The organism is Kosakonia oryzae (assembly GCF_001658025.2).
In the GTDB taxonomy this organism is placed as follows: domain Bacteria; phylum Pseudomonadota; class Gammaproteobacteria; order Enterobacterales; family Enterobacteriaceae; genus Kosakonia; species Kosakonia oryzae.
Map to the genome: position 1 here is coordinate 5,268,355 of NZ_CP014007.2, position 15,326 is coordinate 5,283,680.

Genomic DNA, 15,326 nt, shown 5'->3' on the forward strand with positions numbered 1-15,326 from the left:
CATGAGCCACGACGTCAGCCATCTCATCTCCCGCCTGATCAACGGCCCGCTGCCGCTGCGTCAGGTCTGTTTTGCCGGAGTTACCGGTAGTACGCCTGCACTGGCCTGTCAGGTCGATTTTCCGCGTCTGGAAATTGTGCTGGAAGGGTCGCTGATGGATGTCGGGATCGCCGGGGAAGCGCCGCTGATGACGCAACATGATGTTCTGTATATCCCGGCTGGCGGCTGGAACTGGCAGCAATGGCAGGCACCGGCCAGCACCTTAAGCGTACTGTTCGGCAAGCAGCAACTGAGCTTTAGCGTGAATCAGTGGAATGGCGAAACCCTGCAAAACCTGGCGAAACAGCATGTCGCACGCCGCGGTCCGCGCGTGGGCTCGTTTCTGCTGCACACGCTGCATGAAATGCAAATGCAGCCGCACGAGCAGCAAACCGCACGGCTGATTGTCACCAGCCTGCTCAGCCACTGCCACGATCTGCTCGGTAGCCAGATCCAGACTGCTTCCCGCAGCGAAGCGCTGTTCGAAGCCATTCGCAGCTATATCGACGAACATTACGCCAAGCCGCTCACGCGCGAATCGGTGGCACAGGCGTTTTACATCTCGCCCAATTATCTTTCGCACCTGTTCCAGAAAACCGGCAGTCTTGGTTTTAACGAATACCTCAATCACACCCGGCTGGAGCATGCCAAAGCACTGCTCAAGGGCTATGACTTAAAAATCAAAGAAGTCGCGCACACCTGCGGTTTTGTCGACAGTAACTACTTCTGCCGCCTGTTCCGTAAAAATACCGAACGTTCCCCCTCCGAGTACCGCCAGCAGTACCACAGCCATCTCAGCGAAAAACAAGATTAAGCCTGCGGCACTGGATTTTTATACGTTAAAACTCGCATTCCGCCGCGCGACAAAGGTCTGCAACCCCCTGTTTCATCGTGATACAGCGCAACTTGTGAGCCAAATCTCAATTCGTTATGGAGCTTACATTTGTCCAGTGTTTGGCAGATTTGTTATATGGCGACTGCGCGGCAAGCGCTCGTATGCTGAGGACAGAAACGTTATACGAGGAAGCACGATGGAACTCTATCTGGACACCGCCAACGTGGCGGAAGTTGAGCGCCTGGCGCGCATTTACCCGCTGGCGGGCGTCACCACCAACCCCAGCATTATTGCCGCCGGGAAAACGCCGGTATGGGATGTGTTGCCGCGTCTGCAAAACGCCATCGGCCCGAACGGAACGCTGTTTGCGCAGGTGATGGGCCGTGACGCGGAAGGCATGGTGTCTGAAGCCAGACGCCTCAACAGCGCCTTTCCTGGCATCGTGGTGAAAATCCCGGTCACAGCAGAAGGATTGGCTGCCATTAAGCAGTTGAAAAAAGAGCATATTGCCACCCTTGGCACCGCTGTCTACAGCGCCGCGCAGGGCTTACTCGCTGCCCTTGCCGGAGCAAAATATGTGGCGCCTTATGTCAACCGTGTCGATGCCCAGGGCGGCGACGGCATCCGTATGGTGCAGGAATTGCAAACGCTGCTGAAACTCCACGCACCGCAAAGCAAAGTGCTGGCCGCCAGCTTCAAAACGCCGCGTCAGGCGCTCGACTGCCTGCTCGCCGGATGTGAAGCAATCACACTGCCATTAGACGTAGCGCAACAAATGCTCAATACGCCCGCAGTAGAGTCAGCAATAGCGAAGTTTGAGCAAGACTGGAAAACGGCTTTTGGCAACCTAAACCTGTAAGGAGGCAATATATGGATCGCATCATCCAGTCGCCAGGTAAGTACATCCAGGGTGCAGACGTCATCACCCGTCTCGGCGACTATCTCAAACCGCTGGCCGATCGCTGGCTGGTCGTGGGCGATAAATTTGTGCTTGGTTTTGCCCAGGAAATACTGCAAAAAAGTCTGGCGGATGCCGGTCTGGCCTGTGAAGTTGTGCCATTCGGCGGTGAGTGTTCACAAAATGAAATTGACCGGCTGCGTGGCGTTGCGGAAAACGCTCACTGCGGCGCAGTGCTCGGTATTGGCGGCGGGAAAACGCTGGATACCGCCAAAGCGCTGGCGCACTTCATGCACGTTCCGGTGGCAATTGCGCCAACAATCGCTTCCACCGATGCGCCGTGCAGCGCACTTTCGGTTATCTACACTGACAACGGTGAATTCGACCGCTATCTGTTACTTCCCAACAACCCGAACCGCGTGATTGTCGACACCAAAATCGTTGCCGGCGCACCAGCGCGGCTGCTGGCGGCGGGGATCGGCGATGCGCTCTCCACCTGGTTTGAAGCCCGCGCCTGTTCACGCAGCGGCGCAAAAACCATGGCCGGTGGGCAAAGCACGCAATCTGCACTGGCGCTGGCCGAGCTGTGCTACAACACGCTGCTGGAAGAGGGTGAAAAAGCCATGCTTGCGGCTGAACAGCATGTCGTCACGCCTGCGCTGGAGCGCGTGGTGGAGGCGAATACCTATCTCAGCGGCGTCGGCTTCGAGAGCGGCGGCCTGGCGGCTGCGCATGCCATCCACAACGGTTTAACCGCCCTGGCGGACGCGCACCACTACTATCATGGTGAAAAAGTGGCATTCGGTACACTGACGCAACTGGTACTGGAAAACGCGCCGCTGGATGAGATCGAAACGGTTGCAGCGCTGTGCCACACCGTTGGTCTGCCGATCACGCTGGCGCAACTGGATATCAAAACGGATATTCCGGCGAAGATGCGCATCGTTGCCGAAGCGGCCTGTGCGGAAGGTGAAACCATCCACAACATGCCAGGCGGCGCAACGCCGGATCAGGTCTATGCTGCGCTGCTGGTCGCCGACCAGTACGGGCAGCGTTTCCTGGAAGAGTGGGAATAAGCGTTAACATGCCCGGTGGCGCCAGGATTTACCGGGCCTGTAAAGCAAAAGCCCGGAACGGTTGTTCCGGGCTTTTTATTTCAGCTTAGACGCCGGGGCGAACGCCCAGCGTGTGGCAAATCGCGTAGCTCATTTCCGCGCGGTTCAGCGTGTAGAAGTGGAAATCCTTCACCCCTTCGCGGCTCAAAATCTTCACCATATCCATCGCGATATTTGCCCCCACCAGCTTGCGGGTTTCGGCGTCGTCATCCAGACCGTCGAACATTTGCGACATCCACGCCGGAATACGCACGTTGGTCATATCCGCGAATTTTTTCGCCTGCTTGAAGTTGGATACCGGCAGAATGCCCGGAACGATCTCCACGTCGATGCCGGTTGCCGCGCAGCGATCGCGAAAACGCAGGTAGCTTTCCACATCAAAGAAGAACTGGGTGATCGCACGGCTGGCGCCTGCGTCCACTTTGCGCTTCAGGTTGAGCAGATCCGCCTGCGCACTTTTCGCTTCCGGGTGTACTTCCGGGTAAGCGGCAACAGAGATATCAAAATCGGCAACCTCTTTTAACAGCGTCACCAGATCGGCGGCATACATCTCCGGCTTACCGCCGCCCGGCGGTAAATCACCGCGCAGCGCCACGATATGGCGGATGCCGTTATTCCAGTAATCCTGCGCAATCGCACGCAGTTCGTCGCGGGTGGCGTCGATACAGGTCAAGTGCGGCACGGCTTCCAGGCCGGTGCGCTCTTTGATGCCTTTGATAATGCTGTGAGTACGATCGCGCTCGCCGGAGTTTGCGCCATAAGTCACCGACACGAATTTCGGCTTCAGGCTGCTCAGGCGATCGATGGAGTTCCATAAGGTCTGTTCCATTTCACTGGTGCGCGGCGGGAAAAATTCAAAGGAAACATTAATCTGGCCATGTACTTCCGCCAGGCTCTGGTTCAGGGCTTCCCGCTGGTTGGCGTGAAAAAAGCTCATACCTTACCTCATCAATCGCATGTCATTGTCTGTTGTTTGTGAACTTCTATACGTTTAGACGTCCAGATGTAAAAATGACGGAATTTGCACAGGCCGTCAACCGGAAAATCATTATTCTGAGTGAGGAATGTTCAGCGAAGATGAAAAAAGTTCATGATGCGGAATGAAATACCCTCTCCCCGCCGGGGAGAGGGTGAGGAGAAAATTACAGCAATTGCGCCAGACGGTTGATATCTGACTGGATAGCGCCTGCGGTGACATCACGTCCTGCACCCGGACCGCGGATGACCAGCGGATTATCGCGATACCAGCGACTTTCAATGGCGAAGACATTATCCCCAGGCAGTACCGCCGCCAGCGGATGCTCCGGACGGACCGCTTCAACGCCCACGCGTGCTTTACCGTTCGCATCGAAACGCGCGACATAACGCAGCACAAGGCCCATTTCACGGGCGGCTTCCAGCCGCTGCACCATCTGCTCATTCAGCTCGTCGCCGTTTTCGAAGAAGTGATCCACCGAACCTTCTTCACAATGCGGCGGCACCAGCGATTCCACGCGAACCTGCTCTGGTTCGATGTCATAACCCGCTTCACGGGCGAGGATCACCAGCTTGCGCATCACATCTTTACCGGCGAGATCGACACGCGGATCCGGTTCAGTCAGCCCCTGCTGCCACGCCTGATCGACCAGATCGGTAAACGGCACAGTACCGTCGAATTGCAGGAACAACCAGGAGAGGGTGCCGGAGAAAATACCGCTGATCGCCAGAATCACATCACCGCTATCGCGCAGATCGCGCACCGTATGGTTAACCGGCAATCCGGCGCCGACGGTGGCGTTGTACAACCAGTGGCGACCCGTTTTTTCAAACGCATCATGGATCTGGCGATAATTATTGGTCGTGCTCGCCCCAGCCAGTTTGTTAGCGCTGATCACATGAAAACCGTGGCTGGCAAAATCCAGATACTGCCCGGCCAGTTGCTCACTGGCGGTCACATCCAGTACAACCAGGTCGTCATATGGATGAGCGCGCATCCACAGGAACAGCGACTCTTCATCCTGCTCGACGGCTTCATCATTAAAGAAAGCCAGCGCACGGCTGGCATCCAGCCCATCGTAATTCAGCAAGCTACGGCGGCTATCCACCACGCCGGCCAGCACAAATTCAAACCCGGTACGCGCCGAAAGTGCGCTCTGCTCGCGGGAGAACAACTCCAGCCAGCGGGAACCGATATTTCCCTTGCCGAACAGCATCAGACCGATACGTTTTTCCGCGCGGAACAGCGACTGGTGCAGCCCCTGAATCAGGCTCTCGGTCGGGCCAACGCGCAATACAGCGACCAGGCTAATACCTTCATCGGACTGCCAGATAAATTCAACCGGCTGGCCTTTCAGTTGCTGCCAGAAACGGTGGCTATGCAATGGGTTACGGCATACGCCAGCACCGACCAGCGCCACCAGCGCCAACCCCTGACGCAGGCGTAATTCACCCGGCAGACCGGCTTCATCCAGCAGTTTAAAAACGCTATCGACCACTTCCGAGGTGTAGCAGAGTTGCAGCAGATTACGGTCGGCATGGGCACCCACCGCCAGCGGACGCGCCTGCGCGCGCTTGAGGAGCAGATCGATCTCTTTTTGCGCCAGCTTAAAATCCTGCCCGGCCGGAACGAGGAACTCAATCAGGCAGACATCATCGTGACTGGTCACGATGCGCGCACCGGAGCCGGACGCCAGTACGCGTTCAATCCGCGTAGAGCCTTGATCCGGGTTATAGCTACAGCGCAATTGCAGATCGATATTGCTGCCGGAGACCGGTTGCAGCGTACGGGCATGCAGTACCGGAGCGGCAAGACGCGCCAGTTCACTGGCTTCGTCGAGGCGCAGCAGCGGCAGCAGACAGGCATCTTTCACTTTGCGCGGGTCGGCGCTATAGACACCGGCCACATCGCTCCAGATGGTGACGCGGGAAACATCGCCCAGCGCGCCAATCTGTGTGGCTGAATAGTCAGAGCCATTACGCCCCAACAGTACCGTTTCACCCGCCTCGTTACGGCTGATAAAACCGGTGACGACAATACGTTTGCCAGGATGTTGCGCCAGCTTTTGCTGCAAAAGGGGGTAAGATGCCCCTTCGTTCACCTGCGGCTGCGCCGAGCGCTCGGCGCGCAGAAAATCGCGGGCATCCAGCCAGGCCGCATCAAGGCCTTGTTGATTAAGTACGGCGGCCATCAAGCGCGCCGACCAGATTTCACCGTGGCCGACCACTTCCGCGTAGACTGCGTCGGTGATGCCGCCGTCGAGCAGCGCCGCCAGGTGTTCCAGATCGTGGATAAATTCGCTGGTCAGGCCATCGGCCACATCGGCGGGCAATAGGCCGCCAATTAAGTCACTTTGATAACGACGCAGGGATTGCTGAACCTGATGCGCAGAGAGCCTGTCAGTCTGGCTTAATTTCAGCCAGTTGATCAGCTGGTTGGTGGTGCTGCCTGCGGCGGAGACAACCATCATGTCGCCCGGTTGCGAATACTCCGCCATGATCCCTGCAACGCGGAGGTAACACTTCACATCCGCCAGACTACTGCCACCAAATTTGTGCAGCTGACGAGCCTTCGTCCCTGCCTGCGCAATCACACTCATGTTTACCCCTCAGCTGCGACCCGGAAGGCATTTTCCAGATCGGCAATTAAATCTTCGCTATCTTCAATACCGGTCGAGATACGCAACAGCGTTTCTGAAATCCCGGCAGCGGCGCGCGCTTCCGGCGCCATCCCTGCGTGCGTCATGGTGGCGGCGTGGGAGATTAAACTTTCTACCCCACCTAATGATTCCGCCAGAGTAAACAGTGACAAACCGCTCAGGAAGCGACGCAGCGTTTGCTCGTCGCCATCCAGTTCAAAACTTAACATCGCGCCAAAGCCTTTTTGTTGACGCGCAGCAATCTCATGCCCCTGGTTATCCGGCAGAGACGGGTGGTAAAGCTTTTTCACCAGCGGCTGAGTTTGCAGGAAATCGACAATCGCCTGTGCGTTACGCTGCGCCACTTCCATACGCGGCGACAACGTGCGCAGACCGCGCAACAGCAAATAACTGTCGAAGGCGCTGCCGGTGACGCCAATATTATTCGCCCACCATGCCAGTTCGGTGACAGTCTCCGCATCTTTTGCAATCACCACGCCCGCCACCACATCGGAATGACCGTTGAGGTATTTCGTGCAGGAGTGCAGCACCAGATCGGCACCCAGCGCCAGCGGATTTTGCAACGCCGGGCTTAAGAAGGTGTTATCAACGACGCTAACTGCGCCCGCTTCACGCGCCAGTTGGCAGATTTTCGCAATATCCACGACGCGCAACAATGGGTTGCTTGGACTTTCTACCAGCACCAGTTTCGGTTTTTCCGCCAGCGCCGCTTTCAGCGCCTGTTCATCGCCCTGATCGACGAATTTCACCCGGTAGCAACCCCGTTTCGCCAGACTGTCGAACAGGCGGTAGCTGCCGCCGTAGCAATCATGCGGTGCAACCAGTAGATCGCCGGGCTTGAGGAAAACCGTGGTCACCAGATGAATCGCCGACATGCCAGTATTGGTCAACACCGCGCCAGCGCCCCCTTCCAGCTCCGCCAGTGCGCGCTGTACCACATCGCGCGTGGGGTTACCGCGACGCGAGTAGTCGTGCGCGCGGGGCTCGTTAAAACCGGTGAAATTATAGGTACTGGAGAGGTGAATCGGCGGGACAACGCAGCCATACTGCTCGTCATCGTTCAATCCGCTACGCACTGCAATGGTGGCCTGTTTACGCGTCATGGTGAAGGCTTCCTGGCTTAATGGATGAAAAATCTGACCACAGAGTAAACATTGAATGGATAGACGTCAATACATCTGGACATCTAAACTTCTTTGCGTATAGATTGAGCAAACGCGCAATAGCCGTTAAAATTATATGCTTTAGTGTGGGCGCGCAGAGCGATACACCGTGTCACTGTGATGACTCTACGGTAAACTACGCGGGATTACGGCCTGGGCTCACCCGGGTTTAGACTAATGACTGAGAGGATTAAAGGTATCTCATGGCTGAATGGAGCGGCGAATATATCAGCCCATACGCTGAGCACGGCAAGAAGAGTGAGCAAGTAAAGAAAATTACGGTTTCCATTCCTCTTAAGGTGTTAAAAATCCTCACCGATGAACGTACCCGTCGTCAGGTGAACAACCTGCGTCACGCCACCAACAGCGAGCTGCTGTGCGAGGCATTCCTGCATGCGTTCACCGGTCAGCCCCTGCCGAACGATGAAGATCTGCGTAAAGAGCGCAGTGATGAAATCCCGGAAGAGGCGAAAGTGATTATGCGTGAACTGGGCATCGACCCGGATACATGGGAATACTGATTCAAAACAAAAGGGCGGAAGATATCTTCCGCCCTTTTTGCTTATGTCAGCCGCCCAATCAGAAGCGCGTCACTTCCGGGTGCACTTCTGCCAGAGAAAGCAAATAAGACATAAATACATTTTTCATTGCCGTCAGCATATCACGCCTCTTTTCGCTCATGGTTCACAGGACTGGAATGGTGAAAAGGATATGGGCGTTTTTTAAGCAGAGCAATATTTTTGTGACTCGAATCACAAAAATATCCCCCACCGGCAAACCACAGAGACAAAAAAAGCGCCTCTCGGCGCTTTTTTCTTTGGCAACTTATTTGCTGCCCGGGATGTTGAAGCGTTTGTTGAAACGCTCAACACGACCACCGGTATCAACAACACGTTGTTTACCAGTAAAGAACGGGTGGCATTTGCCGCACACGTCCAGGTTCAGGTCGTGGCCCACGGTGGAGTGGGTTTTGATCACATTACCGCAAGAACAGGTTGCAGTAATCGCAACGTAATTCGGGTGAATACCTTTTTTCATGGGAAACCTCAGTTTAAGGCCGCGTCGCTCTTCCAGCCCTAACGCCAGACACCACGCGAGTTAATATATAAGTGTATCTTTGGCGCGCTAAATCCGCACTAAAGGCGGCGAATCATACAGAAATTAACCAGCACATGCAAACTGATCCGCTCGCTCGTAGCAACAATGTGTATACTAACCCGCCAGTTTTCAAGTCAGGAAGATGAGATGCCCATCGCCCACGTTGCGCTGTCTGTACCCTTGCCCCGCACCTTTGATTATCTGTTGCCGGACGACATGATCGCCCGCGCAGGTTGTCGCGTGCGCGTGCCGTTCGGTACTCAGCAACGCGTCGGTATCGTGGTGGCGATCGGCGATAAAAGCGAGCTGCCGCTTGCCGAACTGAAACAGGTAGAAGAAGTGCTCGACAGCGAGCCCGCTTTTTCGCCCGCCGTCTGGCGTCTGTTGCTATGGGCGGCTGACTATTATCATCACCCGATTGGCGATGTGCTGTTCAACGCGCTTCCCGTTCTGTTACGCCAGACAAAAACTGCCAGCGCAGAGTTTCAGGGCTACTGGTTCGCCACTGAGCAGGGCCAGGCGACGGACATTAACCGCGTAAAGTCGGCAAAGCAGCAGCAGGCGCTTTCGGCTCTGCGTAAAGGTAAAATCTGGCAGCACCAGTTGGCCGCACTGGATCTGAAAAGCGTCACTCTGCAGGCGCTGCGCGCCAAAGGGCTGGCAGAGATGAGCAGCGAAACGCCGACGTTCAGCGACTGGCGCGGTCATTTTTCCGTCAGCGGCGACAGGCTGCGGTTGAACACGGAGCAGGCCACGGCCGTCGGTGCGATTCACAGCGCGGCCGATCAATTCTCTGCCTGGCTGCTGGCAGGCGTCACGGGTTCCGGTAAGACCGAAGTCTATTTAAGCGTGCTGGAAAATGTGCTGGCGCAGGGTAAACAGGCGCTGGTGATGGTGCCGGAGATTGGCCTGACGCCGCAAACCATCGCCCGCTTTCGCGAGCGCTTTAACGCGCCGGTTGAAGTGCTGCATTCCGGTCTGAACGACAGTGAACGTCTTATCACATGGCAAAAAGCGAAAAATGGCGAGGCGGCAATTGTTATCGGCACGCGTTCGTCGCTGTTCACACCGTTTAAAAACCTCGGCGTGATCGTTATCGATGAAGAGCACGACAGCTCCTATAAACAGCAGGAAGGCTGGCGCTACCACGCGCGGGATCTGGCGGTTTATCGCGCCCACAGCGAACAGATCCCCATCATTCTCGGTTCGGCGACTCCCGCGCTGGAGACCTTATATAATGTGCGAGCGCGAAAATACCGGCTGCTGCGCCTGACGCGCCGCGCCGGTAGCGCGCGCCCGGCAACGCAACATGTGCTGGATATGAAAGGCCAGCAATTGCAGGCCGGATTAGCGCCCGCGCTCATTAATCGCATGCGCCAGCATTTGCAGGCAGGCAACCAGGTGATCCTGTTTCTTAACCGCCGGGGGTTCGCTCCGGCGCTGCTGTGCCATGACTGCGGCTGGATAGCAGAGTGCCCGCGTTGCGATCACTACTACACCTTTCACCAGGCGCAACAGCATTTGCGCTGCCACCATTGCGATAGCCAGCGCCCGGTGCCGCGCCAGTGCCCCTCCTGCGGTTCCACGCACCTGCTGCCCGTCGGTTTAGGGACGGAGCAACTGGAACAGGCGCTTGCGCCGCTGTTCCCTGGCGTGCCGGTGTCGCGTATTGACCGCGATACCACCAGTCGCAAAGGCGCGCTGGAACAGCACCTGGCGGAAGTTCATCGCGGCGGTGCGCGGATCCTGATTGGCACGCAGATGCTGGCGAAAGGCCACCACTTCCCGGATGTGACGCTGGTTGCATTGCTGGATGTCGATGGCGCGCTCTTTTCTGCCGATTTCCGCGCAGCGGAGCGGTTTGCTCAGCTCTATACCCAAGTGTCGGGCCGCGCCGGACGCGCCGGTAAGCAAGGCGAAGTGGTGCTGCAAACCCACCATCCTGAGCATCCTTTGCTGCAAACCTTGCTGCATAAAGGGTATGACACCTTTGCAGAACAGGCGCTGGCCGAGCGGCAAACGCTGCAACTGCCGCCGTGGACCAGCCACGTGTTGATCCGCGCAGAAGATCAGAACAATCAGTACGCTCCGCTGTTCCTGCAACAGTTGAAAAACCTGCTGCAAGCCAGCCCGCTGGCAGATAATCAATTGTGGATCCTCGGCCCGGTTCCGGCGCTGGCAGCGAAGCGCGCCGGACGCTATCGCTGGCAGATCCTGCTGCAACACCCTTCCCGCATTCGCTTACAGCACATTGTCAGCGGCGCGCTGGCGTTGATTAACACGCTGCCCGATGCGCGGCGGGTTAAATGGGTGCTGGATGTTGATCCTATTGAGAGTTGAGGTTGCGATCGGCGGCATAAAATTCAACTTTCATCACACTTTTCATGAAATTTCTGTAACCGCTGCGCCTAACTATCTGATAAAAATGTGACTACGCTTGCGCCGTGCATGCGAGGAGAACAAGTTGAAACCCAAAAATCAGGTTGCAGCAGCGACCATGAAAGATGTTGCCATGAAAGCAAAGGTTTCTACGGCAACCGTATCCCGTGCATTAATGAATCCGGAAAAAGTGTCGCAGACGACCCGTAATCGGGTGGAACAAGCCGCAATGGAAGTGGGTTATTTACCCCAGTCGATGGGGCGTAACGTCAAACGAAACGAATCCCGCACTTTGCTGGTGATTGTGCCGGATATCTGCGATCCCTTTTTCAGCGAAATCATTCGCGGTATCGAAGTTACCGCAGCCGAACATGGCTATCTGGTACTGATTGGCGACTGCGCCCACCAGAATCAGCAAGAAAAAACCTTTATCGATCTGATCATTACCAAGCAAATCGACGGCATGCTGTTGTTAGGTTCACGCCTGCCGTTCGACGCCAGTATTGAAGAGCAGCGCAATTTGCCGCCGATGGTCATGGCGAATGAATTTGCTCCCGAGCTGGAGCTGCCAACCGTACATATTGATAACCTGACCGCCGCTTTTAACGCCGTCAATTATCTACAGGAGCAAGGGCACCATCTGATTGGCTGTATTGCCGGGCCGGAAGAGATGCCATTGTGCCACTACCGCTTGCAGGGTTATGTGCAGGCGCTACGCCGCTCCGGAACAACTGTCGATCCGCACTATATTGCGCGTGGTGATTTTACCTTTGAAGCCGGAGCGCACGCGCTGGAACAGCTACTGGCGTTGCCCAAACCGCCAACGGCGGTGTTCTGCCATAGCGACGTTATGGCGCTGGGTGCGCTGTCGCTCGCCAAACGCCGGGGGCTGAAGGTACCGGACGACTTATCGATTATCGGTTTTGATAACATTTCACTGGCAGAGTACTCTGACCCGCCGCTAACCACCGTTGCGCAGCCGCGCTACGAAATTGGCCGGGAATCGATGCTGCTCCTGCTGGAACAACTGCAGGGTCATAACGTTAACAGCGGATCGCGCCTGCTGGATTGCGAATTGATCCTGCGCGGCAGTACCCGGGCGATGACGTAAAAACCGGGCTTTAAGACACCCCCTTCTGGTCAAAAGCCCGTCGCTTAAGTAACATGGCGGGCTGATAAACGATATAAATACAGCGAAACGATAGTGGCACAACGAGATTATGTACGCCGCAGCCAGCCGGCTCCTGCGCGGCGAAAAGCGAGCAACTCAAGGAAAAAGCAACGCAGCAGGTCTGCGGTCTCTCCAGCCATGGTCGCCATCGCGGCCGCCGTGCTGGTCGCCTTTATCGGTGGTCTGTACTTTATTACGCACCACAAAAAAGAAGAATCCGAAGCGCTGCAAAATCAAAAGGTCAGCGGTAACGGCCTGCCACCGAAGCCGGAAGAGCGCTGGCGTTATATTAAAGAGCTGGAAAGCCGTCAACCAGGCGTGCTTGCGCCGACGGAACCTTCGGCAGGCGGCGAAGTGAAAAACCCGGATCAACTGACAGATGAACAGCGCCAGCTGTTAGCGCAGATGCAGGCGGATATGCGCCAGCAGCCGACTCAGCTTAACGAAGTGCCGTGGAACGAACAGACGCCGGAACAGCGTCAGCAAACGTTGCAGCGTCAGCGCCAGGCTCAGCAGCAGCAACAACCGCAGTGGACGCAAACGCAGCCAGTTCAGCAGCCGCGTACGCAGACGCGCATTGTGGAACAGCCGGTACAGCAGCAACCGGCGCGGACAACGGCCACTGCGCCGCGTCAAACGCAAACGCAGCAGCAACCGAAAGCCGCCGCCACATCGCAGCCGTATCAGGATCTGTTGCAAACGCCGCCGCATACCACGGCAGCACAGCCGAAAGCGCAGCAGGCTGCGCCGATAACACATGAAGCAGAAGCGCCGAAAACGCAAACGGCGGAGAAAAAAGATGACCGCCGCTGGATGATCCAGTGCGGTTCGTTTAAAGACCAGGATCAGGCAGAAACCGTTCGCGCCCAGCTGGCGTTTGAAGGGTTTGATTCACGTATCACCAGCAACAACGGCTGGAACCGCGTGGTACTTGGCCCGGTGAAAGGCAAAGAGAATGCCGATTCCACAATTAGCCGTCTGAAAATGGCGGGTCATACAAACTGTATCCGTCTCGCCTCCGGGGGTTGAAACCCCCGAAATCTCCCCCATCTATAATTGCATTCTGCCCCGTACACTGTGCGGGGCGCTGTATTCTGCATTTGTAACCAAGGGGTCTGCTCGTGACAACAATCGTAAGCGTACGCCGTAACGGCCATGTCGTTATTGCCGGTGATGGCCAGGCCACACTGGGTAATACCGTAATGAAGGGCAACGTGAAAAAAGTCCGCCGCCTGTATAACGACAAAGTTATCGCAGGTTTTGCTGGTGGTACGGCCGATGCCTTCACTCTGTTCGAACTCTTCGAACGCAAACTGGAAATGCACCAGGGACATCTGGTGAAAGCGGCTGTCGAGCTGGCAAAGGACTGGCGCACCGATCGCATGCTGCGCAAGCTGGAAGCGCTGCTGGCGGTGGCAGATGAGAACGCGTCGCTGATCATCACCGGTAATGGTGATGTGGTTCAGCCGGAAAATGACCTGATCGCTATCGGTTCCGGTGGGCCATACGCCCAGGCCGCAGCTCGTGCGTTACTGGAAAATACCGAGCTTGGCGCGCGCGAAATCGCTGAAAAGGCGTTGGATATTGCAGGCGATATCTGCATTTACACCAACCATTTCCATACTATCGAAGAATTACCCTCTAAAGCGTAAGGATCTCCCATGTCTGAAATGACCCCACGCGAAATTGTCAGCGAACTGGACAAACACATTATCGGCCAGGACGCGGCTAAGCGTTCTGTGGCAATCGCCTTGCGTAACCGCTGGCGCCGTATGCAGCTTGATGAAGAGCTGCGTCACGAAGTGACACCAAAAAATATTCTGATGATCGGCCCGACCGGCGTCGGTAAAACCGAAATTGCTCGTCGTCTGGCGAAACTGGCTAACGCGCCGTTTATCAAAGTTGAAGCGACCAAGTTCACCGAAGTGGGCTATGTCGGGAAAGAAGTGGACTCTATCATCCGCGATCTGACCGATTCCGCAGTGAAAATGGTACGAATCCAGTCGATCGAGAAAAACCGCTACCGCGCCGAAGAGTTGGCCGAAGAGCGTATTCTCGACGTACTGATCCCACCGGCAAAAAACAACTGGGGCCAGCCGGAGCAATCCGCTGAACCTTCAGCTGCGCGCCAGTCCTTCCGCAAAAAACTGCGCGAAGGCCAGCTCGACGATAAAGAGATTGAAATCGATCTCGCCGCGGCACCGATGGGCGTAGAAATCATGGCGCCTCCGGGCATGGAAGAGATGACCAACCAGCTGCAGTCCATGTTCCAGAACCTGGGCGGGCAGAAGCAGAAACCGCGTAAGTTGAAAATCAAAGACGCGATGAAACTGCTGATTGAAGAAGAAGCGGCGAAGCTGGTCAACCCGGAAGAGCTGAAGCAGGATGCTATCGAAGCCGTTGAGCAGCACGGGATTGTGTTTATCGACGAAATCGACAAAATCTGTAAGCGCGGCAATGTTTCCGGGCCGGACGTTTCCCGCGAAGGCGTACAGCGCGACCTGCTGCCTCTGGTGGAAGGCTGCACCGTTTCGACCAAGCACGGCATGGTGAAAACCGACCACATTCTGTTTATCGCTTCCGGCGCATTCCAGGTTGCCAGCCCGTCGGATCTGATCCCGGAATTGCAGGGCCGTCTGCCGATTCGCGTTGAACTGAAGGCGTTAACAACGGAAGATTTCGAGCGCATCCTGACCGAGCCAAACGCGTCTGTGACCGTACAGTACAAAGCGCTGATGGCGACCGAAGGCGTGAATATCGAATTTACCGACGACGGCATCAAACGCATTGCGCAGGCTGCGTGGCAGGTGAACGAAACCACGGAAAACATCGGTGCCCGCCGTTTGCATACCGTGCTGGAGCGCCTGATGGAAGATATCTCCTACGACGCCAGCGATCTGGGCGGTAAGACCATTACCATTGATGCCGACTATGTGAGTAAGCATCTTGATGCTTTAGTGGCAGATGAAGATCTGAGCCGTTTTATCTTATAA

General features: G+C 56.2%; 13 protein-coding genes. 9 read left to right on the top strand and 4 right to left on the bottom strand.

The annotated features are described in order from the left end of the window. Position 1 precedes the first annotated feature (1 nt). The 3 genes from AWR26_RS24940 to gldA all read left to right on the top strand — a co-directional run bounded on the left by AWR26_RS24940 (position 2) and on the right by gldA (position 2,848). On the top strand, positions 2–853 hold the full coding sequence (locus tag AWR26_RS24940; RefSeq protein ID WP_074922698.1) for an AraC family transcriptional regulator: 852 nt from the start codon (positions 2–4) through the stop codon (positions 851–853). 217 nt (positions 854–1,070) lie between these two features. Further along, on the top strand, positions 1,071–1,733 hold the full coding sequence (gene fsa / locus AWR26_RS24945; RefSeq protein ID WP_074922697.1) for a fructose-6-phosphate aldolase: 663 nt from the start codon (positions 1,071–1,073) through the stop codon (positions 1,731–1,733). Positions 1,734–1,744: 11 nt separating this feature from the next. After that, positions 1,745–2,848 carry a bifunctional L-1,2-propanediol dehydrogenase/glycerol dehydrogenase gene (gene gldA, locus AWR26_RS24950; RefSeq protein ID WP_074922695.1) on the top strand — a complete coding sequence of 368 codons (1,104 nt, stop codon included), beginning with the start codon at positions 1,745–1,747 and terminating at the stop codon, positions 2,846–2,848. Between the two features lie 85 nt (positions 2,849–2,933). On the opposite strand, the gene metF is transcribed toward gldA, so the two are convergent. The 3 genes from metF to metB all read right to left on the bottom strand — a co-directional run bounded on the left by metF (position 2,934) and on the right by metB (position 7,625). Further along, complete coding sequence (gene metF, locus AWR26_RS24955) at positions 2,934–3,824, bottom strand: methylenetetrahydrofolate reductase (RefSeq protein ID WP_043955919.1); 891 nt, start codon at positions 3,822–3,824, stop codon at positions 2,934–2,936. A gap of 205 nt (positions 3,825–4,029) precedes the next feature. Continuing rightward, the gene (locus tag AWR26_RS24960) at positions 4,030–6,462 is read right to left on the bottom strand and encodes a bifunctional aspartate kinase/homoserine dehydrogenase II (protein ID WP_074922689.1); all 2,433 of its coding nucleotides are present in this window, start codon (positions 6,460–6,462) and stop codon (positions 4,030–4,032) included. A 2-nt stretch (positions 6,463–6,464) separates the two neighbouring features. Then, positions 6,465–7,625, bottom strand: a complete 1,161-nt coding sequence (gene metB, locus AWR26_RS24965; RefSeq protein ID WP_043955921.1) for a cystathionine gamma-synthase — start codon at positions 7,623–7,625, stop codon at positions 6,465–6,467. Positions 7,626–7,888: 263 nt separating this feature from the next. Here metB and metJ point away from each other — a divergent pair, with 263 nt between their 5' ends. Then, positions 7,889–8,206 carry a met regulon transcriptional regulator MetJ gene (gene metJ / locus AWR26_RS24970; protein WP_007369220.1) on the top strand — a complete coding sequence of 106 codons (318 nt, stop codon included), beginning with the start codon at positions 7,889–7,891 and terminating at the stop codon, positions 8,204–8,206. 304 nt (positions 8,207–8,510) lie between these two features. Here metJ and rpmE read toward each other — a convergent pair whose 3' ends face one another. Beyond that, a complete protein-coding gene (rpmE, locus tag AWR26_RS24975; RefSeq protein WP_074922687.1) occupies positions 8,511–8,723 on the bottom strand; it encodes a 50S ribosomal protein L31 in 213 nt (70 codons plus the stop codon). 207 nt (positions 8,724–8,930) lie between these two features. Here rpmE and priA point away from each other — a divergent pair, with 207 nt between their 5' ends. From priA to hslU, 5 genes are all read left to right on the top strand, one after another. Further along, entirely contained in the window at positions 8,931–11,123 is a 2,193-nt protein-coding gene (gene priA, locus AWR26_RS24980; RefSeq protein ID WP_074922686.1) for a primosomal protein N', read from the top strand. Between the two features lie 124 nt (positions 11,124–11,247). Beyond that, positions 11,248–12,273: a DNA-binding transcriptional regulator CytR gene (gene cytR, locus AWR26_RS24985; protein ID WP_043955923.1), complete on the top strand. Its 1,026-nt coding sequence runs from the start codon at positions 11,248–11,250 to the stop codon at positions 12,271–12,273. A gap of 93 nt (positions 12,274–12,366) precedes the next feature. Further along, positions 12,367–13,362, top strand: a complete 996-nt coding sequence (gene ftsN / locus AWR26_RS24990) for a cell division protein FtsN (RefSeq protein WP_074922684.1) — start codon at positions 12,367–12,369, stop codon at positions 13,360–13,362. Between the two features lie 92 nt (positions 13,363–13,454). Continuing rightward, positions 13,455–13,985, top strand: a complete 531-nt coding sequence (gene hslV, locus AWR26_RS24995) for an ATP-dependent protease subunit HslV (RefSeq protein WP_007369227.1) — start codon at positions 13,455–13,457, stop codon at positions 13,983–13,985. 9 nt (positions 13,986–13,994) lie between these two features. Then, positions 13,995–15,326, top strand: coding sequence for an HslU--HslV peptidase ATPase subunit (gene hslU, locus AWR26_RS25000; protein ID WP_074922682.1), 1,332 nt, complete (start codon positions 13,995–13,997; stop codon positions 15,324–15,326).